Annotated in this window: 22 protein-coding genes and 1 pseudogene; 11 read left to right on the plus strand and 12 right to left on the minus strand. The window is 65.0% G+C overall.

Going from position 1 to position 22,806, the window contains the following annotated elements; translation table 11 throughout:
• Positions 1-5 precede the first annotated feature (5 nt).
• Positions 6-221 carry a DUF2842 domain-containing protein gene (locus ACT2B0_RS06475; RefSeq protein ID WP_473462711.1) on the minus strand — a complete coding sequence of 72 codons (216 nt, stop codon included), beginning with the start codon at positions 219-221 and terminating at the stop codon, positions 6-8.
• A gap of 167 nt (positions 222-388) precedes the next feature.
• Here ACT2B0_RS06475 and ACT2B0_RS06480 point away from each other — a divergent pair, with 167 nt between their 5' ends.
• The gene (locus ACT2B0_RS06480) at positions 389-1,480 is read left to right on the plus strand and encodes a COX15/CtaA family protein (protein WP_473462714.1); all 1,092 of its coding nucleotides are present in this window, start codon (positions 389-391) and stop codon (positions 1,478-1,480) included.
• On the opposite strand, the gene ACT2B0_RS06485 is transcribed toward ACT2B0_RS06480, so the two are convergent.
• From ACT2B0_RS06485 to ACT2B0_RS06520, 8 genes and pseudogenes are all read right to left on the minus strand, one after another.
• Positions 1,470-2,306 (minus strand): aminoglycoside phosphotransferase family protein, encoded by an 837-nt coding sequence (locus ACT2B0_RS06485; RefSeq protein ID WP_473462716.1) that lies wholly within the window; start codon positions 2,304-2,306, stop codon positions 1,470-1,472. The genes ACT2B0_RS06480 and ACT2B0_RS06485 overlap by 11 nt on opposite strands.
• Before the next feature lie 9 nt (positions 2,307-2,315).
• Positions 2,316-3,251 carry an N-acetyl-gamma-glutamyl-phosphate reductase gene (gene argC, locus ACT2B0_RS06490; RefSeq protein ID WP_473462719.1) on the minus strand — a complete coding sequence of 312 codons (936 nt, stop codon included), beginning with the start codon at positions 3,249-3,251 and terminating at the stop codon, positions 2,316-2,318.
• Between the two features lie 136 nt (positions 3,252-3,387).
• Complete coding sequence (gene speB / locus ACT2B0_RS06495; protein ID WP_473462721.1) at positions 3,388-4,344, minus strand: agmatinase; 957 nt, start codon at positions 4,342-4,344, stop codon at positions 3,388-3,390.
• Positions 4,345-4,454: 110 nt separating this feature from the next.
• Positions 4,455-4,943 (minus strand): 30S ribosomal protein S9, encoded by a 489-nt coding sequence (rpsI, locus tag ACT2B0_RS06500; RefSeq protein ID WP_473462723.1) that lies wholly within the window; start codon positions 4,941-4,943, stop codon positions 4,455-4,457.
• 1 nt (position 4,944) lies between these two features.
• Positions 4,945-5,406, minus strand: coding sequence for a 50S ribosomal protein L13 (gene rplM, locus ACT2B0_RS06505; protein WP_473462726.1), 462 nt, complete (start codon positions 5,404-5,406; stop codon positions 4,945-4,947).
• Positions 5,407-5,703: 297 nt separating this feature from the next.
• A complete protein-coding gene (locus tag ACT2B0_RS06510) occupies positions 5,704-6,147 on the minus strand; it encodes a PaaI family thioesterase (protein WP_473462728.1) in 444 nt (147 codons plus the stop codon).
• Between the two features lie 15 nt (positions 6,148-6,162).
• Entirely contained in the window at positions 6,163-6,954 is a 792-nt protein-coding gene (locus tag ACT2B0_RS06515; protein WP_473462731.1) for a GNAT family N-acetyltransferase, read from the minus strand.
• A 13-nt stretch (positions 6,955-6,967) separates the two neighbouring features.
• Positions 6,968-7,831, minus strand: a pseudogene (locus ACT2B0_RS06520) (crotonase/enoyl-CoA hydratase family protein); the annotation flags it as partial.
• A gap of 130 nt (positions 7,832-7,961) precedes the next feature.
• Between ACT2B0_RS06520 and ACT2B0_RS06525 the strand changes: the two are divergent.
• The 5 genes from ACT2B0_RS06525 (at position 7,962) to ACT2B0_RS06545 (ending at position 11,867) form a co-directional block, all read left to right on the plus strand.
• Positions 7,962-8,786 carry an enoyl-CoA hydratase gene (locus tag ACT2B0_RS06525; RefSeq protein ID WP_473462732.1) on the plus strand — a complete coding sequence of 275 codons (825 nt, stop codon included), beginning with the start codon at positions 7,962-7,964 and terminating at the stop codon, positions 8,784-8,786.
• Positions 8,787-8,838: 52 nt separating this feature from the next.
• Positions 8,839-9,360: a CoA-binding protein gene (locus tag ACT2B0_RS06530; protein WP_473462735.1), complete on the plus strand. Its 522-nt coding sequence runs from the start codon at positions 8,839-8,841 to the stop codon at positions 9,358-9,360.
• A 68-nt stretch (positions 9,361-9,428) separates the two neighbouring features.
• A complete protein-coding gene (locus tag ACT2B0_RS06535) occupies positions 9,429-10,034 on the plus strand; it encodes an RNA polymerase sigma factor (RefSeq protein ID WP_473462737.1) in 606 nt (201 codons plus the stop codon).
• Between the two features lie 33 nt (positions 10,035-10,067).
• Positions 10,068-10,451 carry a VOC family protein gene (locus tag ACT2B0_RS06540; RefSeq protein ID WP_473462739.1) on the plus strand — a complete coding sequence of 128 codons (384 nt, stop codon included), beginning with the start codon at positions 10,068-10,070 and terminating at the stop codon, positions 10,449-10,451.
• A gap of 129 nt (positions 10,452-10,580) precedes the next feature.
• Positions 10,581-11,867 carry an O-acetylhomoserine aminocarboxypropyltransferase gene (locus ACT2B0_RS06545; protein ID WP_473462741.1) on the plus strand — a complete coding sequence of 429 codons (1,287 nt, stop codon included), beginning with the start codon at positions 10,581-10,583 and terminating at the stop codon, positions 11,865-11,867.
• 734 nt (positions 11,868-12,601) lie between these two features.
• Here ACT2B0_RS06545 and ACT2B0_RS06550 read toward each other — a convergent pair.
• Entirely contained in the window at positions 12,602-13,564 is a 963-nt protein-coding gene (locus ACT2B0_RS06550; RefSeq protein WP_473462743.1) for a DMT family transporter, read from the minus strand.
• Positions 13,565-13,647: 83 nt separating this feature from the next.
• Here ACT2B0_RS06550 and ACT2B0_RS06555 point away from each other — a divergent pair, with 83 nt between their 5' ends.
• Entirely contained in the window at positions 13,648-14,139 is a 492-nt protein-coding gene (locus ACT2B0_RS06555) for a MarR family transcriptional regulator (RefSeq protein WP_473462745.1), read from the plus strand.
• 6 nt (positions 14,140-14,145) lie between these two features.
• On the opposite strand, the gene ACT2B0_RS06560 is transcribed toward ACT2B0_RS06555, so the two are convergent.
• Positions 14,146-15,390, minus strand: coding sequence for a cytochrome P450 (locus ACT2B0_RS06560; protein WP_473462748.1), 1,245 nt, complete (start codon positions 15,388-15,390; stop codon positions 14,146-14,148).
• Between the two features lie 197 nt (positions 15,391-15,587).
• On the minus strand, positions 15,588-16,400 hold the full coding sequence (gene blaOXA, locus ACT2B0_RS06565) for a class D beta-lactamase (RefSeq protein WP_473462750.1): 813 nt from the start codon (positions 16,398-16,400) through the stop codon (positions 15,588-15,590).
• 162 nt (positions 16,401-16,562) lie between these two features.
• Between blaOXA and ACT2B0_RS06570 the strand changes: the two genes are divergently transcribed.
• The 4 genes from ACT2B0_RS06570 to lon all read left to right on the plus strand — a co-directional run bounded on the left by ACT2B0_RS06570 (position 16,563) and on the right by lon (position 22,758).
• Positions 16,563-17,666 carry an NAD(P)/FAD-dependent oxidoreductase gene (locus ACT2B0_RS06570; protein WP_473462752.1) on the plus strand — a complete coding sequence of 368 codons (1,104 nt, stop codon included), beginning with the start codon at positions 16,563-16,565 and terminating at the stop codon, positions 17,664-17,666.
• Between the two features lie 134 nt (positions 17,667-17,800).
• Positions 17,801-18,445 (plus strand): ATP-dependent Clp protease proteolytic subunit, encoded by a 645-nt coding sequence (locus ACT2B0_RS06575; RefSeq protein WP_473462755.1) that lies wholly within the window; start codon positions 17,801-17,803, stop codon positions 18,443-18,445.
• A 289-nt stretch (positions 18,446-18,734) separates the two neighbouring features.
• Positions 18,735-20,012 carry an ATP-dependent Clp protease ATP-binding subunit ClpX gene (clpX, locus tag ACT2B0_RS06580; protein ID WP_473462758.1) on the plus strand — a complete coding sequence of 426 codons (1,278 nt, stop codon included), beginning with the start codon at positions 18,735-18,737 and terminating at the stop codon, positions 20,010-20,012.
• 304 nt (positions 20,013-20,316) lie between these two features.
• Positions 20,317-22,758, plus strand: coding sequence for an endopeptidase La (gene lon / locus ACT2B0_RS06585; RefSeq protein WP_473462761.1), 2,442 nt, complete (start codon positions 20,317-20,319; stop codon positions 22,756-22,758).
• Positions 22,759-22,806: the final 48 nt, after the last annotated feature.

Below are 22,806 nucleotides of genomic sequence, written 5' to 3' on the forward strand. Positions count from 1 at the left end.
CCGTTCTAGGACCGCGATTTCGGCGGCCCGACCATCCATTTGATGATCGCCATCGCCGGCAGGATCCACAACAGGCCGGTGAACAGGAAATAGGCGAGATGCACCAGCGCGCCGGACTCCGCCAGCCTTGCGGTGGCGATCGCGGTGGCCAGAAGCGCGTAGATCACCACCAGTGCCACCAGCAGCACGGTGCCGATCAGTTTTTTTACTCGCACGGGCATAGGTCTTCCTTTTCTGGCGCGCTTATTGCGCCTTCCTGCCAACCTGCGCAATCCCGTCGGCGGGCGAAACGCCCGGCGCGACGGCTTGCCGCGTGGGCCAAGCTTGCCAGCGCCGGGCAATTGGTCCACCTGTTCGCGGTCTTCGACACAGCAGGGAGCCGGTGCCCATGACCGCCATTGCGCAGACGCCGCTTCACGGTGCGCTCGCCAAGCTCGACCGCGACTGGGCCCACGTGCGGGCCTGGCTCTATGTCGTGCTGGTGGTGCTGTTTGCCCTGGTTGTGGTCGGCGGCGCGACCCGGCTCACCGGTTCGGGCCTGTCGATCACCGAATGGAAGCCGATCCACGGTGTCATCCCGCCCCTCAACGCCGCCGAATGGCACGAAGAATTCGAAAAATACCGGCAGATCCCGCAATACGAACAGCTCAACAAGGGCATGAGCCTGGCCGAGTTCAAGGTGATCTTCTGGTGGGAATGGGCCCATAGACTGCTGGCCCGCGGCGTCGGTTTCGTCTTCGCCCTGCCTTTGCTCTATTTCTGGGCAAGCGGTCGCCTCGAGCGCCGCATCAAGCCGAAACTGCTCGGCATTCTCGCGCTCGGCGGGCTACAGGGCGCGATCGGCTGGTGGATGGTCGCCTCGGGCCTTGCCGAGCGCACCAGCGTCAGTCAGTACCGGCTGGCGACACACCTGACGCTGGCCTGTCTGATCTTCGCCGCCACCATGGTCGTGGCGCGCGGTCTGGCGCCGCATTCGCAGGAACCGTCCGCTCGCGCCACGCGGCGCTGGGCTGGCTGGCTGGTCGTTCTGGTCATGGTGCAGATCTATCTGGGCGGGCTCGTGGCCGGCCTCGACGCGGGGCTTGCCTACAATACCTGGCCGTTGATGGACGGCAGCCTCGTTCCCGGCGGCCTGTTCGTGCAATCGCCCGCGATCGCCAATTTTTTCGAAAACCCCAAGACAGTGCAGTTCGTGCACCGCCTGGGCGCCTACATGGTGCTCCTGGCCGCGCTCTGGCACATGATCGCCACGCTGCGGGCCGAAGCCGGCACGACCCATGCGCGCCGCGCCGTGCTGCTTTTTGTTCTGGTCCTGGCCCAGGCCGCGATCGGCATCATGACGCTCATCATGCAGGTGCCGATCGGCTGGGCCTTGTGGCACCAGGCCGCCGCTTTGGTCGTGCTCGGCTTCGCCGCCGCCCACTGGCGCGGCACCAGGGGCAGTTATCCGCGCGAGACGGAAGTCGAACTCAGAACTTGACGCGCACGGCCCGGATGACGGCCGACACGGCCAGTGCGCCGTCCTCGTCCTGCCGGTTGCCACCCTCGTGGTGCCAGGCCGCCGACAGGCAGCCATAGGCAATCGCGTGATCGAGGATCGTGCGCGAATCCCGCCCGAGCGCTTTGGAGAATGTCGCGGCCATTGCGGCGACACGTTCGGGGGCGAGGCGCAGATCGTCGCGATTAAGCGGGTTGTAGAACATGTTGGCGGCGTCAAAACAGGGGTCGCCGACCAGCCCTTTCGGGTCGATAGCCAACCAGCCGCGCGCGGAAAGAAGAATATTGCCGTGGTGCAGGTCGCCGTGCAGCGGGCGCGCGTCAATCCGGGTGTCGAGCAGACGCTCTGCAATGCGCGCCGCCTCGACATAAGGGCTGGCGTCTCCCGCCTTACGGTCGGCCGCGGCCTTGTTGAACAGGCTTTTGAAGCGCTCGCGCAGCGGTTGCAGTTCGGTCGGCGGCGTGAACGGGGAGGGCGCGTGCAGCCGCCTCATCACCGCCGCGGCGATGTCAGTGGCGTGCGTGTCGCCGGCGGTGTCGAGTTCGGCTGCGAGCAGTCGTTCCCCGGCATATTCGATCAGCATGCGACGGCCGTCGACGCCGTAAAGCTTCACCATGCCTTCGCCGCGCCGCCAGCGCAGCAAATGGCGCCCGCGCAGTTCGTCGGCAACGTCCTCGAACGGCTTCAGCGCCTTGACCACGCCGGGGCGGCCGTCCTCAAACGCGACTTTCCAGATGTGGCTGCTGAAGGTCTCGGCGATCAGGACTGGATTTGATACCCTCCAGCGGTCGGGGAAGGAAGGCGTCACCGGTGGAAGTCACGCCGCGCCGAGCATCAGCGCCATGTTCTGCACGGCAGCGCCCGAGGCGCCCTTGCCGAGATTATCGAGCACGGCGACCATGTTGGCCTGCCCTTTGCCTTCGGTGCCGAAGACGTAAAGCCGCATGGCGTCCGTACAGTTGAGCGCGGTCGGGTCGAGGCGCGTAAGCGCGGCGCTTTCGGCCAATGGCACCACCTCCACGACCGGCTGTCCGGCATAATGCGCCTCCAGCGCGGCATGGATGTCGCCAAGCCGCGGCGCACCGGAAAGATCGGCTAGATGCAGCGGCACCTGCACGATCATGCCCTGGGCGAAACGACCGACGCTGGGCGCGAACACCGGCGCGCGCGCAAGCAGGCCGTGCGCCTGCATTTCCGGCACGTGCTTGTGCGCCAGGGGCAGCCCGTAGAGAAAATGAGGTGCTGCGATGTGCTGGGGATGGGTCTCGTCCTCCATCTGCGCGATCATCTGCTTGCCGCCGCCCGAATAACCCGAAACCGCGTTGACCGTGACGGGATAGTCCGCCGGCAGGATGCCGATCTCGGCCAGGGGACGCAGCAATGAGATCGCGCCGGTCGGATAGCAGCCCGGATTGGCGACCAGCCGCGCCTTGGCGATCTTGTCGGCCTGGCCGGCGGTCATCTCGGCAAAACCGTAGGCCCAGTCGGGATGGGTGCGGTGCGCGGTCGAGGTGTCGATGATGCGGGTCGAGTTGACGCCCTCCAGCATGGCGACCGATTCGCGCGCGGCGTCGTCGGGCAGGCACAATATGGCGATGTCGGCGTCCCTCAGCATCGCCGCGCGCAGGTCGCGGTTGCGCCGCTCGGCCTCGGGAATCGAGAGCATGTCGAGGTCGGCGCGGCCGGACAGCCGGGTGCGGATCTGCAGGCCCGTGGTGCCGTGTTCGCCATCGATGAAGATTTTCGGTTTCATGGCCTTCTCTAGCTCAAAAAGGAATCTGCCATCAATGGCTTGCCGCGTTCGTTTGAATCAACGACCGAGGCGTTTGACTCAGCGCATCAACGCCCTTGCACGCCGGATCAGGGCCGGCGCGCTGCACCGGCTGCGCCTATGCTTGTTCCCGCGCCTTCCGTTCGGCCAAAAGCCCAAGATAATGCTGCGCCACCGTCGCGCCGGCGATCGCGGTGATGTCGGCATGGTCGTAGGGCGGCGAAACCTCCACGATGTCGGCGCCGACAATGTCGAGCTGGCCGAGCTGGCGCAGCACCGACAGCATCTTGGCCGAGGAGGGGCCGCCCGCAACCGGCGTGCCGGTGCCGGGCGCATAGGCGGGGTCCAGGCAGTCGATGTCGAAGGTGATGTAGACCTTGCGTCCCCCCGTGCGCTCGGCGATCTGGTAGGCGATCTCGTCGGCGCGCATCTCGTCGACCTCGTGCCCGTAAAGAATCCGGATGCCGCAATCCTGCGGCGCGTGGGTACGGATGCCGATCTGGATCGAGCGCTCGGGATCGATGACGCCGTCGCGCACCGCGCGGCCGACGAAGGAGCCGTGATCGATGCGCTTGCCATCGTCGAACCACGTGTCCTGGTGCGCGTCGAACTGCACCAGCGCGAGCGGCCCGTGTCGTGCGGCATGCGCCTTCAAGAGCGGCCAGGTGACGAAATGGTCGCCGCCCAGCGACAGCAGGAACGCACCGGACTTGAGCAGCTTTTTCGCTTCGCGTTCGATCGTGGCCGGGGTTTTTTGATGATTGCCGTTGTCGAGCAGGCAGTCGCCGTAATCGATCACCGCCAGGTCGGCGAACAGGTCGCGCGCGAACGGGTATTGCGGGTCGTTGTCGAAGATCGCCGCCGCGCGCCGGATCGCCTGCGGGCCGAACCGCGCGCCGGGCCGGTTGGTGACGGCGGCGTCGAAGGGAATGCCCCACACCACCGCGTCGGCGCCCTTGAGGTTTTTGGTGTAGCGGCGGCGCATGAATGACAGCGCACCGGCATAGGTCGGATCGCCGGCCGCGCCCAGATTGGAGCGGGCGGTGAAGGCATGGTCGATCGCGGATGCGGGCATGGCGGGCTCCTTGCTGGTGGTCGAAGCAAGCTATCGGGGCTCGGTGACGTGGACGCAACAAAAAAGCGGGCCCGAAGGCCCGCTTTTGAAAGCGATACCAGTTGCGAAGATCAACGCTTCGAGAACTGGAACGACCGGCGGGCCTTGCGCTTGCCGTACTTCTTGCGCTCGACCACGCGGCTGTCGCGGGTCAGGAAGCCGCCCTTCTTGAGCGTGCCGCGCAGCATCGGCTCATAATAGGTCAGCGCCTTGGAGATACCGTGGCGAACCGCACCGGCCTGGCCCGAAAGCCCGCCGCCCGTGACGGTGGCGACGATGTCGTACTGACCGTCGCGGTTGGTCGCAACGATCGGCTGGCGCAGGATCATCTGCAAAACCGGACGCGCGAAATATTTGTCGAAGTCCTTGTCGTTGACCGTGATCTTGCCGGAACCCGGCTTGACCCAGACGCGTGCGATCGCGTCCTTGCGCTTGCCGGTGGCATAGGCGCGGCCTTGGTCGTCGAGCTTCTGGACGTGAACCGGCGCTTGCGGCTCTTCCGTCGTGGCGACAGCGCCGGTCGCGGCGCCGAGTTCTTCGAGCGAGTTGAGCTCAGCCATATCAGGCCCTCTTGTTCTTGCGGTTGAGCGCGGCGACGTCGAGCGTCTCCGGCTGCTGGGCGACATGCGGATGGTCGGTGCCGGCATAGACACGCAGGTTCTTCATCTGGCGACGGCCGAGCGGGCCGCGCGGGATCATGCGTTCGACGGCCTTTTCGATGACGCGCTCGGGAAAGCGGCCCTCAAGCAGCTGACGCGCGGTGCGTTCCTTGATGCCGCCGGGATGGCCGGTGTGCCAGTAATAGGTCTTGTCGGTGTATTTCTTGCCGGTCAGCGCCACCTTGTCGGCATTGATGACGATGACGTTGTCGCCGTCGTCGACATGCGGGGTGAAGCTCGGCTTGTGCTTGCCGCGCAGGCGGTTGGCGACGATCGAGGCGAGGCGGCCGACGACGAGTCCTTCGGCGTCGATCAGCACCCACTTCTTGGTCACGTCCGCAGGCTTCTGCGAAAATGTTTTCATGGTTTCGGTTTCCATCATGACCTTCGCTGGCGAAGGCGTTTCTTGTTGCTTCGATTGCCGGTTGGGGCAGGGCCCGCCGGCAATACGGATCGCCCTCGGGATTTTCCGGTGCGCTCGCGCGTTCCCATAAACGCCGCAAACGACGTGGTCAAGAGCTAGTATTCGAGCCTAAGAAAATAAGATAAGCAAAATCAATTGGTTAAAAATACGGTATTAAAATACCACACATAAAGGACTATTTTCGCGACCCGGCACGGGGAGGGCTGGCGCCCGGATTTCCGGCTGGATGGGAGTTTTTCAGCCGTTCCGGTTCGGCGGGATCGAATAGGTCCCGGTGGCGTGCGCGACCGTCAGCCCGTCTGCCCCCGCCTTCATGTCGACCTCGAACACCATCAGGTTCCGGCCCAGCTTGATGATGCGGCAATGGCCGTCGATCGGACCGGCCGGCGCCTTGCGCACGAAATTAATGTTGAGATTGGTCGTCACCGACAGCGCGTCGGGGCCCGCATGCGAAAGCACGCACACATAACCGCCAATATCGGCGAGCGTGAACAGGGACGGGCCCGAAACCGTGTCGCCCGGTCGCAAATGGCGTTCGTTCGCGTTGAGCCTGACGGTGCAGCCGCCGGCGAAGACCTCGAGCGTGACATAATCGGAAAATTCGGCATTGAGTTGCGGATAGGCGCGCCGCAACAGCGCGTTGATCTGGTCGGCGTCGAGTTTCGGTTCGTGGATCGTCATTGGCCGCTCCTGGCTCTAGCGGGTGAAGCGCGCTTGTCCGCGGGTCGCGATGCCGCCTTGCAGCCCGGTATTCAGCGTGAGCCCGCAGGCTTCGACCATCCGTCGGGATGCCTTGTTGGCTGGTGAAACGAACTCGTAGACATGCGTGGCTCCCAGCCTTCTTATCGCGTCTCGAACCGATATCGCGTTGACCAGAGTCCCCAGGCCCCGGCGCCTGGCCGCCGCCGCCACGGCGATAAGCCCGCACCAGGCGTAGCGCGCATACCGGCTGAAGCGGTTGTGCGGGAGATACGCATGGCCGCAGGCGAGCAAGACGCCGGACGCGTCCTCCAGCCCGACCGTCACGGCATGTCCGAAATTTCCCCGCAGGAACGAGGCTGAGAACGGGGTTACACCATTCTCGTGCATCAGCCGTTGAAAGCGCGCTGCCTCCGCGTCGTCCGCATCTGCGTCAAGCCGCACGACCGTGACATCGCTGCCGCGCGCGCCGTCCAACACGGCCTCGCTCCCTTGAACGGCGGTGTGTGCGTCGGTGCTGAACATGTCCCAGTAAGCGACATGGTAGCCCAAGTGCGCCATCTGCAAACTCGTCTGTTCGGCCGTGCCGGGTGCGATCATGCGGAATCCGAACGCCCCGTCGCGTTCCAGCACCCTGACAATCTCGGCCGCGCCCAGCCGCTCGGGATCGTCGGTGCCGATCAACCGTCCCATATTGCATGCGCCCGGCGTGTTTATCGTCCAGTCGTAATCGAGTTCCGCGCGTTGCTGAAGGAGTCGCTGATTTTCGTCGCCGACATAACCGCTCATCGGACCGAGCCTCCTATTTTGGATTGATCGGCCGGTTCTCGGTCCAGTCGAATGTGCCGAGATCGCGTTCGCGCACCGCCTGTTTCCAGCCGGTCTCTTCGGCGCGGTGCTTGAAATTGAGTCCTTCCGGCGAATGGCGGGTGATGCCGTCGAACAGCGTGGCGAACATCTGCGTCTGCTTCAGCCCCATCGCCTCGATCGCCTGGTTTACCACCAGCTTCTGCATCATCAACTGGTTCACCGGCACGCTGGCCATGCGTTGGGCGAGCGCCTCGACCTCGTCGTCGAGCCGGTCGGCCGGCACCGCCTTGAGCACCAGGCCGAGCCGTTCGGCCTCGCTGCCGGTGATCCGGTCGCCGGTAAAAAGCATGCGCTTGGCGCGTTCCGGTCCCAGCCGGTAGACCCACATCGCCGTGGTCGGACAGCCCCAGACCCGCACCGGCATGTAGCCGATCTCCGCGTCCTCGGCCATCACGATCATGTCCGCGCACAGCGCGATGTCGGAGCCGCCGGCGACCGCGAAACCGTGCACCTTGCACAGCACCGGCCGGTGGCTGCGCCACAGCGACATGAACAGTTCCGTGTTGCGCATCATGAAGGCGTAATCCTTCATCGGATCCCACGGCATTTCCTGGGTCACCGCATTGCCGTCGCCGCCGGCGGCCTCGGCGTAGTAGGCGAGATCGTATCCGGCGCAGAAGGCGCGTCCGGCGCCGGCAAGCACGATGACGTGCACGCCCGGCTCGTCATTGGCGCGGGCAACGCATTCGGCCAGTTCGCGCGGCAAGTCGTCGTCGATGGCGTTCAGCACCTCCGGCCGGTTGAGCGTGATACGGGCGATCCGCCCGTCCGTTTCATACAAAACCTTGGCCACCCGCTCCTCCCGGCATCGCTTCCGTTTTCGTAAACGTCAATCACAATTGCCGTTTCCCGGCTGATCTTCAAGCCTTGGCATGGTAGGCATGGTCGACGAACTGCGACGATGTGGACCGAAAGGGAGGTGGCCGATGGCCGAGATCGTGAACCTCGCGAGCAGCGAAACGCCCGCCGGGCTGATCGACGTGGCGATCAGCGACGGCGTTCTGACACTGACGCTGGCCAATCCGCCCGCGCACGTCCTGTCGATGGAAATGATCGGCGCGCTGCGCGAGGCGCTGCTGGCGGCGCGCGAGGACCGGGCCGTGCGGGTCGTGGTGCTTGCCGCCACCGGCAAGATCTTTTGCGCCGGTCACGATCTCAAGGAGATGGCCGCGCGCCGGCGCGATCCCGACCGTGGCCGCGTCTTTCTGGAAGAACTGTTCCGGCGCTGTTCGGAGATGATGAAGACGGTGGTGCGCCTGCCCATGCCGGTGATCGCCAAGGTTGGTGGCGTGGCGACGGCCGCCGGCTGCCAGCTCGTCGCGAGTTGCGACCTGGCGATCGCCTCCGAAACGGCGCGTTTCTGCACGCCCGGCGTCAATCTGGGCGGTTTCTGCTCCACGCCGATGGTGGCGCTGTCGCGCAATCTGTCGCGCAAGCACGCCATGGAGATGCTCCTGACCGGCGAGATGATCGACGCGGCGACCGCGCGCGAGTTCGGCCTCGTCAACCGGGTCGTGCCGGAGGAATATCTCGACCAGGTGGTGGCGAAATACGCCGCCGCCATCGCCTCCAAATCGCCGGTGGCGATCGCCCGCGGCAAGCGTGCCTTCTACGAACAGGCCGACATGCGCCTGTCGGAAGCCTATGACTACGCCTCCGCCGTCATGGTCGACGGTTTCATGACCCGCGATTCCGAAGAAGGCCTCGACGCCTTTTTCGACAAGCGCGATCCGGAGTGGACGGGCAAGTAGCGATAGCGCGCCCGGGCTTGATCGATCTCACCGCTTCCGTCACAGGCATGGCATGAACCACGACGATTACGACAACGCCTATATCGCCGGCATTCTCAACGCCGTGAGATCGGTCGCCATCGTCGGCGCCTCCGCCAACGATGTCAGGCCGTCCTTTTTCGTGACCAAATATCTGATCGACAAGGGTTACACGGTCTTCCCGGTCAATCCGGGCAAGGCCGGCGGCGCGATTCTTGGCCGGCCGGTTTTCGCCCGGCTCGCCGACATTCCCGAACCGGTCGACATGGTCGACATCTTTCGCGCCACGGACGCCGTGCCCGGCATCGTCGAGGAGGCGCTGGCGCTCGACCCGCTGCCGAAAGTGATCTGGATGCAGCTTACCGTGCGTCACGACGAGGCCGCCGCGCGCGCCGAGGCGGCCGGCATCAAGGTGGTGATGGATCGCTGTCCGAAGATCGAATATGCGCGACTTTCCGGCGAAATCGGCTGGAACGGCGTCAACAGCCGGGTGATTTCGGCCAAAAAACCGCTGATGCGCGACGGCTATCAGAGTTTTGGCATCGTCAAGCGATAGCGCGCCAGCCTTGCGGCGCGGGGCGGCAGGGGCGTAGTTTCCGTCAATCCGCACCAAGGCTTACACGCATGGATCATGCCCGCCACGGCACGAAGCTTTTGGAGGCCGCACGGCGTCATGCGCGCCGCCCCGACGAAGCGGAGGACATTGTCCAGGAGGTGCTTCTCGCCGCCTTTGCGGCCGGTCGGATCGACATGTCGAAGCCGGAAAACCGGCGATGGATCGCCGGGGCGATCCGCAAGCGCGCCGCGTTTGACGCGCGCAGCGCCATGCGGCGAAAAATCCGCGAGGCGCAATGGCAGCAGCAAGCCGAGCCGGCGCCTGACGATGCCGGGACCGACACGCCGATTCCGTCCGCCCTGCCGAAATCGCTGCGCGTCGTCGCCGCGCTGGCGCTGTCGGGCCACACACGGCGCGAGATCGCCTACCTGCTCGGGCTTACCGACACTGCGGTGCGCCAGCGCGTCTCGGCGCTCAGGAAGGCGCTTGCACAAAGTGGCAGCCGGCTGCCGGACGGACTGCCCGGTCTCAGCCTCGATCTGCCGTACGGACGCATAAGGCAGGGATTACGGCCCTATCTGGCGCGTAACAACGGTGATTTCGCCAGCCATGATCCGGACGGGCACATTTTTTTGATACGCCGCTCACAAAAGTCGCGGGCGCGGCAACCATAGGCGTATCACGTCACCAACAAGGAACTCCCGAACATGCTGCCCAAACCGCATCGCGCTTCGATCGTCTTCTACGTCTCGGATATCGTCCGCACGGAGGCTTTCTACAACGACGTCCTCGGGCTGGGTCTGGTCCGCCAGGAGGGCGCCGAACCCTTCTGGCTGCAAGGCACGCTGGATAGCGGTCTCGACATGGTCTTCTTCGAGATGGAGGCCAGTCGCGGCAACACGCCGGCGCTGGTCTTCGACCTCGTGGATGGCGGCATCGACGACATCGTCGCGGCGCTCGCCGAACAGGGAGTGACTATCGTGACCCCGGTCGAAGAGGCGCCCGGAGGCTGGAGCGCCGATTTTCAGGACCCCGACGGCTTCGGTCTCGGCCTCTACCAGGCGGCCGAAAAGCCCCGTTCGCGAAAATAGTCAACCGAAAGGGCGGCTTGCGGCGACGGGTTTGATCCCGGATGCTCCCGCGTCACGCAAATTTCTGCTTTGCCAAGCCGCCCTCCCTTTGCGATGTATGGCGCGCACATCCATTCAGGGAGATAGTAAATGGTTCAGCGCACGCCCGGATTCGACACACTTGCCATCCATGCCGGCGCGCAGCCGGACCCGGCAACCGGCGCGCGCGCCACGCCGATCTACCAGACCACTTCCTTCGTCTTCGACGACGTCGACCACGCCGCCTCCTTGTTCGGGCTGAAGGCGTTCGGCAACATCTACACCCGCATCATGAACCCGACCCAGGCCGTGCTCGAGGAGCGCATTGCCGCGCTTGAAGGCGGCACCGCCGCGCTCGCCACCGCCTCCGGCCACGCCGCCCAGTTGCTGATCTTCCACACCCTGATGCGGCCTGGCGACAATTTCGTTTCCGCCAACAAGCTTTATGGCGGCTCCATCAACCAGTTTGGCCACGCCTTCAAGAATTTCGGCTGGGAGGTGCGCTGGGCCGATACCGACGAGCCGGAAAGCTTCGACGGCCTGATCGACGACAAGACGCGGGCGATCTTCGTCGAAAGCCTGGCCAATCCCGGCGGCAAGTTCGTCGATCTGGAAAAGATCGGCGACATTGCGCGCAAGCACGGCCTGCCGCTGATCGTCGACAACACCATGGCCTCGCCCTATTTGCTGCGGCCGATCGAGCACGGCGCCGATATCGTCGTGCATTCCCTGACCAAGTTCATGGGCGGCCACGGCAACTCCATGGGCGGGGCGATCGTCGACGGCGGCACGTTCAACTGGTCCAAATCCGGCAATTATCCGATGCTGTCGGAACCGCGGCCGGAATATGCCGGCATGGTGCTGCACGAGACCTTTGGCAATTTCGCTTTCGCGATCGCCTGCCGGGTGCTCGGCCTGCGCGATTTCGGGCCGTCGATCTCGCCCTTCAACGCCTTCTTGCTGCTGCAGGGTATCGAGACGCTGGCGTTGCGGATGCAGCGCCACTGCGACAACGCCCTGAAGGTCGCCGCATGGCTGGAAAAACACCAGCTGGTCGAGTGGGTGTCCTATCCGGGCCTGCCGTCCGACCCCAATCACGCGCTGATGAAGAAATATTCGCCCAAGGGCGCCGGCGCGGTGTTCACCTTCGGACTGAAAGGCGGTTTCGACGCCGGCGTGAAAGTGGTCGAGAATGTCGAGCTGTTCTCGCACCTCGCCAATATCGGCGACGTTCGCTCGCTGATCATCCATCCGGCTTCGACCACGCACAAGCAATTGTCGGACGAGCAGCAGACGGCCGCCGGCGCAGGCCCCGACGTGGTGCGGCTTTCGGTCGGCATCGAGGACGCTGACGACATCATCGCCGATCTCGAGCAGGCCTTCGCCAAGGCCGGCTGACCGTACCAAGAGAAAAGACCGGCGGCGTTCGTCGCCGGTCATGCAGGCTGACTGCGATGCCGTCGGCGCAAGATGTTGCCGGAAAGCCCGTTGATGGCCGGGAAGGTCGCGTGCAGGAGGACTGTCGCGCAAATTCTTGCAGGTTTTCCCCTTGATCCCCGTTTTCCACAGGTGGTCAAACCTTGCCGCTCCCGCGCGGCAGGCGTACCGTAAGGCCATCTCAGGTGCTTGGACGTCCCGCCCGGACCGCGGGAGAAAACCGAAAGGCGATCTGAGCCCGTGCTGGCCTGGATGAGACGGTGGGGAGACCCGCCAGACGATGCGGAGCCAGGGTCCCGCGGACCCGCTGAATGCGGTCTGGAACGCGGAAAGCGGAACCGATGCTGCCGTGAAGGCCGGTCAAGTCCTTCGATGGCGTGCTTGCAGGTCCTTGTAGGCTGCGGGCAGGTTTCGGGAAGGGAAAATCCTTCGGGAGATGCCGTTGCCGAAATCGTCCGGTTCAGCGGAGCCGCTTGACGGATGGTCTTCGGACCAGAGGCAAGAGGAACGCTGATCCGAACAGGGAGGCACTGGGAGCGATCCCAGTGCTTTCCTTGTTTTGGGCCGGGTTTGCCCGGTTTATGGACCGAGACCCCCCGTTTGTGGACCGAACTGTCGCGGGCTGCGGCGTGGGCATCGTGTGTCCGCGGCGCCTTGCCGTCGGGTCCGGCCTTGGGCCGTTGTCTGCGCCGCGCTCATCCTGTGGTGCGGCATGGTGCTGCCGTTGCGGCGGGTTCGGTGTGCCGGGGCGAAGTGCCGGCGGAACGTGAGCGCTTGGACAGCAGAAAAACCCCGACGCCGATCAGAAGGGCGGCCGGCACCAGGCCGTGCGGCACGCTCTCGCCCAGAACCAGGATAGCCACCGCCGCGCCGCTGATTGCGCCCACCGAGCCGATCTGGCTGAGATAGACCGGGCCGGCGAACTTCTGCAGCACGAAATAAAGCAGATACATCGCCGAAAACGTCGCGATCTGCGCGGCCAGCGCGCCGAGCACGGCCGGCGTTGCCGGAAGCGAAAGCGGCATCATGGCGGCCAGACTTGCAAGGCCAAGCAGCAAGGCCGCGCCCAACAACATGCCCGGCGCCAGGGACAGCGAACCCGCGCCCTGCGGCCAGCGCATGGTGCGGTAAATATTGCCGGCGGCGATGATGACCGGCGCAAGCAGCGTCGCCGCGATCCACACCGGCGCGCTGTCGCCGCTCATCGTCTTGGCGGCGGCGAGGATCACGACGCCGACCAGAGCCGCAAGGATGCCCGCGCCGCGCACCGCGCGGAACCGTTCCAGGCCGAACGCGATCGCCAGCGCATAGGTATAGAGCGGCGGAAACGCGAAGGAGATTGCGGCGAACCCGGCGCCGACATGCGGCACGGCCGAAAAGATCAAGAAATTCGGCAGCGCCAAGCTGAGCAGGCCCGACATGAAAAAATACTCGCCGGTGCGGCGGTTCGCGCGCGGCAACTGGCCGCCGAGCGCGGCGGCCGCGGCCAGTACGAGGCCCGCGCCGAGCGCCGACCAGAACAGCAAGGCGAAAGGCGACGCGCCGGCCGCGGTCGCGAACTTGACCAGATTGGCCGTCAGGCCGATGAACAGGCCGACGACGACCAGCAGGCCGAACGCGAGCAGCGGGCTTGAACGGGGTGTGGCGGGAGGGGTCATGGCGTGTGGTCCAGTTTGTCGGTATCGCTTGACATATATCTTGGCATCAAGATACTTTTCGTCAAGTCAAATAGGAGGGAAACTTGGATCGCGTCACTCTCGCCATCGCGCAATGGCAGCGCGAACGTCCCGATCTCGATACCCTGCCGATGGCTGTTCTCGCCCGCATCGCGGTCGCAGCCCGTGCCGTCGCGCGTGATCATCTCGACCCGGTTTTCGCCAGGTTCGGGCTCCAGGCGGGCGATTTCGACGTGCTCGCGACCCTGCGCCGCGCGGGTGCGCCCTATGCGCTGAGCCCGACCGAGCTCTATACCGCCACCATGGTCACCTCGGGCACCATGACCAGCCGGCTCGACCGGTTGGAAGGCATGGGTTTGATCGCCCGCGCGCCCGACCCGCGTGATCGCCGCGCGTTGCGGGCGGGCCTGACCGAAAAGGGCAGGGCGCTGATCGACGAGGCGGTGACCGCCCATGTCGAAAACGAGGCCCGGGTGACGTCGGCTCTCAGCCGCGCCGAGCAGCAGGAACTCGACGCCCTGCTTGCCAAGTTGCTGGCCGGTCTTCCCGAAAGATGAACGGCGCTAAAAGCGTACGTTCAGCCGTTCCAGCCCGTGAAAATGGTAGATGTCGCGGTAGCGCGGCCTGTCGGCAAGCTTGAGCCCGGGTAGCCGGTCGAACAGCACCTTGAGCCCGACCTGCAGTTCGAGCCGGGCGAGCGGCGCGCCGATGCAGAAATGAATGCCGGCCCCGAAGGTGACGTTCTTCTGGTCGGCGCGCGCCGGGTCGAAGCGGCGCGGCGCCGAAAAGGCGGCAGGGTCGCAATTGGCCGCCCCCAGCAGCAGGCCGATGCGCTCGCCCGGGATCACCATGATGCCGGGCTCGATTTCGACCGTCTCGTAGGCATAGCGGGTAAACATGTGCAGCGGCGCGTCGATCCGCAGGCATTCCTCGACCGTGGCCGCCGTTATTTCCGGCGTTTCGAAAAACCGGCGCGGATCGCCGCCCTCGGCCAGCAGCGCGCGCACCGCGTTGCCGGTCTGGTGCACGGTCGCCTCGTGACCGGCGTTCAACAACAGGATCACCGACGAAATCAACTCGTCCTCGTCGAGCTGCTCGCCGTCCGCGCTGGCCTCGATCAACAGGCTCAAGAGATCGTCGCCCGGCGCCTCGCGCCGCTCGCGGACATAGCCGCGCAGGAAGGCGGCGAAGTCGCGCGCCGCGCGATTGGCGTCGTGCTCGGTTTGACGGTCCTGGGTCAGCGTGTACATCGCCACCATCCGGTTCGACCACGCAACCAGCCGGTCGCCCATCTCGGTCGGCACGCCCAGCATCTCCGCGATCACCGTCACCGGAATCGGGGTGGCGAAGGCCGGCAGCAGGTCGGCTGCGCCGTCGGCCTCGAAACGGTCGATCAACGCGTGCGCGAGTTGCTCGACGCGCGGGCGCAGCCGCTCGACCTGGCGCGAGACGAAGGCGCGGTTGACCAGCTTGCGCAGCCTTGTGTGTGCCGGTGGCTCCAGCTCCAGCAGCGAACGCGCCTCCACCGCGTCGAAATCGGCGAGATGGGCGCGGTTGTCGCCGACGATCGCCGGCGGCCCCCAGCGGTTTTCGCGTCCGAAGCGCCGGTCGCGCAGCAGCCGGTTGACGGCGTCGAAGCCGACAAAGCACCAGAACCCGTAATCCTGCCAGTAAAAGGCCGGCATATGGGCGTGCAGCCAGCCATAGGCCCGGTAGGGATCCTGGACGAAGGCGGGGTCGCGTGGCGAAAGCGACAGCCGGCGCCGGGTCAGGTCGGCGCCGGCGACAAGGGCGGTCTCAAGGCTCATTCCCAACCCATAGCCCAGCCCCGCCATTCGGCGCCATGTTTGTGTTGTGGTCCAAGAGCAGGCTCGCGCCCGGCAATCGATCTCCGGCGGCCCGCCAAGAGCGTTTCCAGGCGAAGTGGAAGCCGGTTCGCCGTTCGCAAACGCGTCAAGAGAATAAGTTGGAGCCGGTCTGCGATTCCGCGAAAAGCAGACCGGCGCTACGGGGCGATCGTCGCGGCAAGCGAAGGCCATGCCTTCAAGAAGGCGTCGCGGGTCCGGATGCCGGGCGAGCCGGCCTGGCGTGTTTCGTCCTGGGCCAGACGGGCAAAGACCAGCCGACGCTCGCCGCGGACAGCCCAGCCGACGAACCAGCCAAAACCGCGTGCCCGGTCGAAACTGCCGTCCGCCTTACGCGGATAGGCGCCGCCGGTCTTGCCCGAAACGCGCCAGCCGCCGCCGGCTCGGGTCGTCGCAACGATCCGCATCGTCTTGTCCATCGCAGCCTGGCTGACGGGCAGGCGTCCGGTGACGAGCTTACGCAGGAACGCCACCTGCTCCAGCGGCGAAATTGCCAGCGACGAGCTGATCCAGGCCCGTTCGAGCCCGTTATTCTTGCCGGGATCGCCGGAAAAATCCGCGTTGCCGTAGCCGAAGGCGCGCGCATAACTAGTCAGGGCCTCCTGGCCGATGGCGTGGGCGATGCGTTGCGAATACCAGACGACGGAATATTTCAGCCAGCGCGTCGGTTCCGTCGGCCGCCGCCAGTTTTTGCCGCCCCAGTCGACCTCTCCCGCCCGGTAGGCGAGCACCGGCGCCTTTGTGTCGGTCAGGAAGCCGGCGTCGAACCCCATCACGGCGAGCGCGACCTTGAACGTGGAAGCCGGCGTCGCGCGCAGATCGCACGTGCCTTCCTCGAGCAGGATCGCACCCGTGTCGGCATCCGCGATCACCGTGCACAGCGTCTTGGCCGACGCCGTTGCAGGGATCAGGACCGCCAGCAGCGACAGGCAAATCAGGCATGAGCGGATCATTGAGGCCCTTTCGATTTGTGTTGGAAATATAGACCGGGCGCAGGTTAACGACAGCTGAAGCTGGCCGCCGCGGCTTTCGCGGGACCGCTTTTGCCGCTATCAGCGATCCTGATCGTGCTTGTCGGCGACCGGGCTGGCGGAGGCGCGGTCGGGGAGGCACGGATGCAGATCATCGTCGTCGGCGCCGGCATTGCCGGTCTGTGCACGGCCTGGGCGCTCGCCGCGCGCGGCCACGACATCACCGTGCTCGAACAGGGGCCGATTCCCAATCCGCTCGCCGCCTCCGGCGACCATCACCGTATCATCCGACGCGCCTATGGCTCGGCCAGCGGCTACGGCCACGCCATCACCGAGGCCTATGAGGCCTGGGACTCGCTGTGGTCCGATCTCGGCCGCAATCATCTCGATCCGCGCGGTTTTCTGTGCGTGTCGCGCGAGAGAGGCGACGAGGCGGAGGATTTTCTCGAAGGCCTGAAGGCCGGCGGCTACCCGTTCGAGCTCTTCCAGCCGGACGAGGCGGCCGCGCGTTGGCCGTTCCTCGACGCGGGCGAAATCCGTTACGCCTATGCCTCGCCCGAGGGCGGGGCGCTGCACTGCCGGCGCATCGCCGCCGACCTGCTGGGCTGGCTGCGCGACAAGGGCGTCGATGTGCGCGCGCACACCCATGTCGTCGCCCTCGACGAGGACAAGGGCCACGTGCACCTGGCCGACGGCGACACGCTCACCGCGCAGAACGTGGTCGTCTGCGCCGGCGCCTGGGTGACCAGGCTCTTTCCCGACCTCGCGGGCTCGCTGGCCGTCTACCGGACCGCTGTCGTCTATCTCGAGCCGCCCGCCGATCTGGCCGACGCCTGGGCGGCCGCGCCCGTCGTGCTGGATGTCGGCGGGGCGACCGACGGCTACATCATCCCGCCGTCGGGCGATGGCGGGCTGAAATTCGGCTCCGGCCTGCACCGTTTCGCCTCGCCCGACGCCGACGCGCGGCGGACGCCAGAGGTCGGCGAGGGCGAGGCGATCCGCGATCTGTTTGCGCCGCCGCTGGCACGCATCGCCGACTACCGTGTCTCGTCGGTCGTCACCTGCGCCTATACCTTTACCCGGGACCAGACCTTCTTTGCCGCTGAGCGCGGCCGTTGCCTGGTGGTGTCGGCCTGTTCCGGCCACGGCTACAAATTCGGCGCCTATGTCGGCCGGCGCGTGGCCGATCACGTCGAGCGGCCCGATTTTTGTCGCCTGCAGGCCGGGTTGCGGGCCGAGCTGGTATAAACCATTCCGGCCGTTTCCTTGGCCCGCGGCGCTCCCGGCCTTGCGAAAGCGGGACCACGCCCCTTATCTAGCGCAGATTGAGCGTCGCCGAATCAAGCCGCCGGCGCAAACCAGCTTCCGGAAGGGGATACCTGATGAAAGACCCAGTCGAGACCGCGATGAACCTCGTTCCGATGGTCGTGGAGCAGACCAATCGCGGCGAACGGGCCTATGACATTTTCTCGCGCCTTCTCAAGGAGCGCATCATCTTCATCACCGGCCCGATCGAGGACGGTATGGCCACGCTGGTATGCGCCCAGCTCCTGTTCCTGGAAGCGGAGAACCCCAAGAAGGAAATCTCGCTCTACATCAACTCGCCCGGTGGCGTTGTGACGAGCGGCATGGCCATCTACGACACGATGGAGTTCATCAAGCCGGCGGTCTCCACGCTGTGCATAGGCCAGGCCGCCTCGATGGGCTCGCTCCTGCTGTGCGCCGGCCACAAGGACATGCGCTTCGCCACGCCCAATGCGCGCATCATGGTGCATCAGCCTTCCGGCGGCTTCCAGGGCCAGGCCTCCGACATCGAGCGTCACGCCCAGGACATCATCAAGCTCAAGCGCCGTCTTAACGAGGTCTATGTCAAACATACCGGCAAGGACTACGAGACGATCGAAAAGACGCTCGACCGCGACCATTTCATGACCGCGGAGGAGGCGCTCGATTTCGGTCTGGTCGACAAGGTGATCGCAAGCCGCTCGGCGATCGAGACCGAAGCCAAGGACAAGCCGGAAAGCTGATGTGCAAAGGCGCGCGTCGAGGCGCGCGCTTGACGCAGAATTGAAACATCCTGCGGCAATTCTGTCACATTCGGGTGTTCCCTCCCATGGGGGGAAGCCCTACGTTAAGCGTATGTTGAGTTTCGGGGGGATACCCTCGGGCGGGGTTTGGCGAGTTGTTGCCGCTTCGCGCAAAGTATGTTTCGTAGTCGAGTGGGGCAACGGGTGGGGCCGACACGTCCTCCCGCTTTCCCAATGACGAATCCTCCTCGCCGGCGTTTGCCGGGAAGGACCGAAAAGGACTGAAGGCATGAGCAAGGTCAGCAGCAGCGGTGGCGGCGATTCCAAGAACACGCTCTATTGCTCGTTTTGCGGCAAAAGCCAGCATGAGGTTCGCAAGCTGATCGCCGGCCCGACCGTGTTCATCTGCGATGAATGCGTCGAGCTGTGCATGGACATCATCCGCGAGGAGAACAAGACCTCGATGGTGAAGTCGCGCGAGGGCGTGCCGACCCCGCAGGAAATCATCGAGGTTCTGGACGACTACGTCATCGGCCAATCCTACGCCAAGCGTGTGCTGTCGGTTGCCGTGCATAACCACTACAAGCGCCTGGCCCATGCCTCCAAGGGCAACGATGTCGAACTGTCCAAGTCGAACATCCTGCTGATCGGGCCGACGGGCTGCGGCAAGACGCTTCTGGCCCAGACCCTGGCGCGCATCATCGACGTGCCCTTCACCATGGCCGATGCCACCACGCTGACCGAGGCGGGCTATGTCGGCGAGGACGTCGAGAACATTATTCTGAAGCTCTTGCAGTCGGCCGACTACAATGTCGAGCGGGCCCAGCGCGGCATCGTCTATATCGACGAGATCGACAAGATCTCGCGCAAGTCCGACAATCCGTCCATCACCCGCGACGTCTCGGGGGAGGGCGTCCAGCAGGCGCTGTTGAAGATCATGGAAGGCACGGTCGCCGCCGTTCCGCCGCAGGGCGGCCGCAAGCACCCGCAGCAGGAATTCCTTCAGGTCGACACCGCCAACATCCTGTTCATCTGCGGCGGCGCCTTTGCCGGCCTCGACAAGATCATCTCCGATCGCGGCCGCAAGACCTCGATCGGCTTCGGCGCGGAAGTGGCCTCGCCGGAAGATCGCCGCTCTGGCGAACTGTTTCGAATGGTCGAGCCGGAGGATCTGCTGCGTTTCGGGCTTATTCCCGAATTCGTCGGCCGCCTTCCGGTCCTGGCAACGCTTGAGGATCTCGACGAGGAAGCGCTGGTCCAGATCCTCAGCGAGCCCAAGAATGCCTTGGTCAAGCAGTATCAGCGCCTGTTCGAGATGGAAAATGTCGAGCTGACCTTCCACGAATCGGCGCTGCTGGCGATCGCCCGCAAGGCGATCGAGCGCAAGACCGGCGCGCGCGGCCTGCGTTCGATCATGGAATCGATCCTGCTCGACACGATGTTCGAACTGCCGGCCCTGGAGGGTGTTCAGGAAGTCGTGATCTCGGAGGATGTGGTGATCGGCAAGGCCCGGCCGCTCTACATCTACGCCGAGCCGAAAAAGGAAAAGGCCAACGCCAGCGCCTGACCGGCGCCGGGCCGGTAGCCTGTAGCGCCGCCTCGGCCCGCGTGCCGGGGGCCGCGGCGTTGCGGGCGCGCAAAGGTGGCGTTGGGTCCTGGCGTGTTCCCGTACCGTTTGCGTTTGTCGTGGCGTCGGTCTGCCCTGCGGTGCGCCGCCCTTGATCTTTGCCCGCTGGGGCTCCAACTAAGGCTGAACGAGACGGCACCTTCTCCATCCGTGCTTGGGCCTCGCGTGGCGCGATGCGGAGATAGGCGGAACGGATCGGTGCCGTTACAATGGGATTCGCGGTTGGCTTTCGGGTGACCGCGGAATGAAAGGCAAGACTATGACCACAGCCCCAGCGTCCACCGGCTCTGCCCCCGGCGGTGTTTACGCCGTTCTGCCCCTGCGCGACATCGTGGTGTTTCCGCACATGATCGTGCCGCTTTTTGTCGGGCGCGAAAAATCCATCAAGGCGCTCGAAGACGTGATGGGTGCCGACAAGCAGATTTTGCTCGCCACCCAGATGAATGCCGCCGATGACGACCCCGCGCCCGACGCGATCTACGACGTCGGCACGCTCGCCAACGTTCTTCAGCTCCTGAAATTGCCCGACGGCACCGTAAAGGTGCTGGTCGAGGGTGTCTCACGCGCACGCATTACCGAATTCACCGATCGCGACGACTTCCACGAGGTTCGCGCCGATACGCTGGCCGAGCCCGAGGAGGAAGAAGTCGAGATCGAGGCGCTGGCGCGCTCGGTCGTCGCCGACTTCGAAAATTACGTCAAGCTGAACAAGAAGATCTCGCCCGAAGTGGTTGGCGCGGCCAGCCAGATCGAGGACTATTCCAAGCTGGCCGACACGATCGCCTCGCATCTGGCCATCAAAATCCCCGAAAAGCAGGAAATGCTGGCCACGCTTGCCGTGCGCGAGCGCCTGGAAAAGGCGATGGGCTTCATGGAGGCCGAGATTTCGGTACTCCAGGTCGAAAAGCGCATCCGCAGCCGCGTCAAGCGCCAGATGGAGAAGACGCAGCGCGAATATTACCTCAACGAGCAGATGAAGGCGATCCAGAAGGAGCTCGGCGAGGGCGAGGACGGCCGCGACGAGATGGCCGAGCTCGAGGAGCGCATCAAGAAGACCAAGCTGTCGAAGGAAGCGCGCGAGAAGGCGAGCGCGGAGCTCAAGAAGCTGCGCACCATGTCGCCGATGTCGGCCGAGGCCACCGTCGTGCGCAACTATCTCGATTGGCTGCTGTCGATCCCGTGGGGCAAGAACTCGCGCGTCAAGCAGGACCTGCATTTCGCCCAGGAGGTGCTCGACACCGATCATTACGGGCTCGAGAAGGTCAAGGAGCGCATTGTCGAATATCTGGCCGTTCAGAGCCGGCAGAAGAAGCTCAAGGGTCCGATCCTGTGCCTGGTCGGTCCGCCCGGCGTCGGCAAGACCTCGCTCGGCAAGTCGATCGCCAAGGCGACCGGTCGCGAATTCATCCGCATGGCGCTCGGCGGCGTGCGTGACGAGGCCGAGATCCGCGGCCATCGCCGCACCTATATCGGCTCGATGCCCGGCAAGGTCATCCAGTCGATGAAGAAGGCGAAGAAGTCCAATCCGCTCTTCCTGCTCGACGAGATCGACAAGATGGGCATGGATTTCCGCGGCGATCCGTCCTCGGCCTTGCTGGAGGTGCTGGATCCGGAACAGAACTCGACCTTCATGGATCACTATCTGGAGGTCGAATACGACCTGTCGAGCGTGATGTTCGTGACCACGGCCAACACGCTCAACATCCCGCCGGCCCTGATGGACCGCATGGAGATCATCCGCATCGCCGGGTACACCGAGGATGAAAAGGTCGAGATCGCCAAGCGCCATCTGTTGCCCAAGGCGGTCCGCGATCATGCGCTGCAGCCGAAGGAGTTTTCGGTCGACGACGAGGCGATCCGCCTGACGATCCGCACCTATACGCGGGAAGCCGGCGTGCGCAATCTCGAACGCGAACTGATGAAGCTCGCCCGCAAGGCGGTAACCGAGATCCTCAAGACCGACACCACGTCGGTCGAGGTGACGGCCGACAATCTGGCCGATTATCTGGGCGTACCGCGCTACCGGTTCGGCCAGGCCGAAGGCGAGGATCAGGTCGGTGTCGTCACCGGCCTGGCCTGGACCGAGGTCGGCGGCGAGCTTCTGACGATCGAAGGCGTGATGATGCCCGGCAAGGGCAAGATGACGGTGACCGGCAATCTGCGCGACGTCATGAAGGAATCGATTTCGGCCGCGGCGTCCTATGTGCGCTCGCGTGCGGTCGATTTCGGCGTCGAGCCGCCCGTTTTCGACAAGCGCGACATCCACGTCCACGTGCCGGAAGGCGCGACGCCCAAGGACGGTCCGTCGGCGGGGGTGGCCATGGTCACGGCGATCGTCTCGGTCCTGACCGGCATTCCGGTGCGCAAGGAAGTCGCCATGACCGGCGAGATCACCTTGCGCGGCCACGTGCTGCCGATCGGCGGGCTCAAGGAAAAGCTCCTGGCGGCGCTGCGCGGCGGCATCAAGAAGGTGCTGATCCCGGAAGAAAACGCCAAGGACCTGGCCGAGATCCCCGACAACGTCAAAAGCGGTCTGGAGATCATCCCGGTCGCCCGTGTCGGCGAGGTGCTCAAGCATGCGCTCATGAAAATGCCCGAGCCGATCGAATGGACCGAGCCGGCCGAGCCCGCGGAGGCGGCCAAGGCGAAGGCCGACGATACGGGCGCGCAGAATCTGGCGCATTAATCTTCGCCGTTCTGGCGATGGCACAACAGCAAAGCCGGGCCCTCGGGC

The sequence above is a fragment of the Nitratireductor sp. J20-h4 genome, from assembly GCF_056780505.1.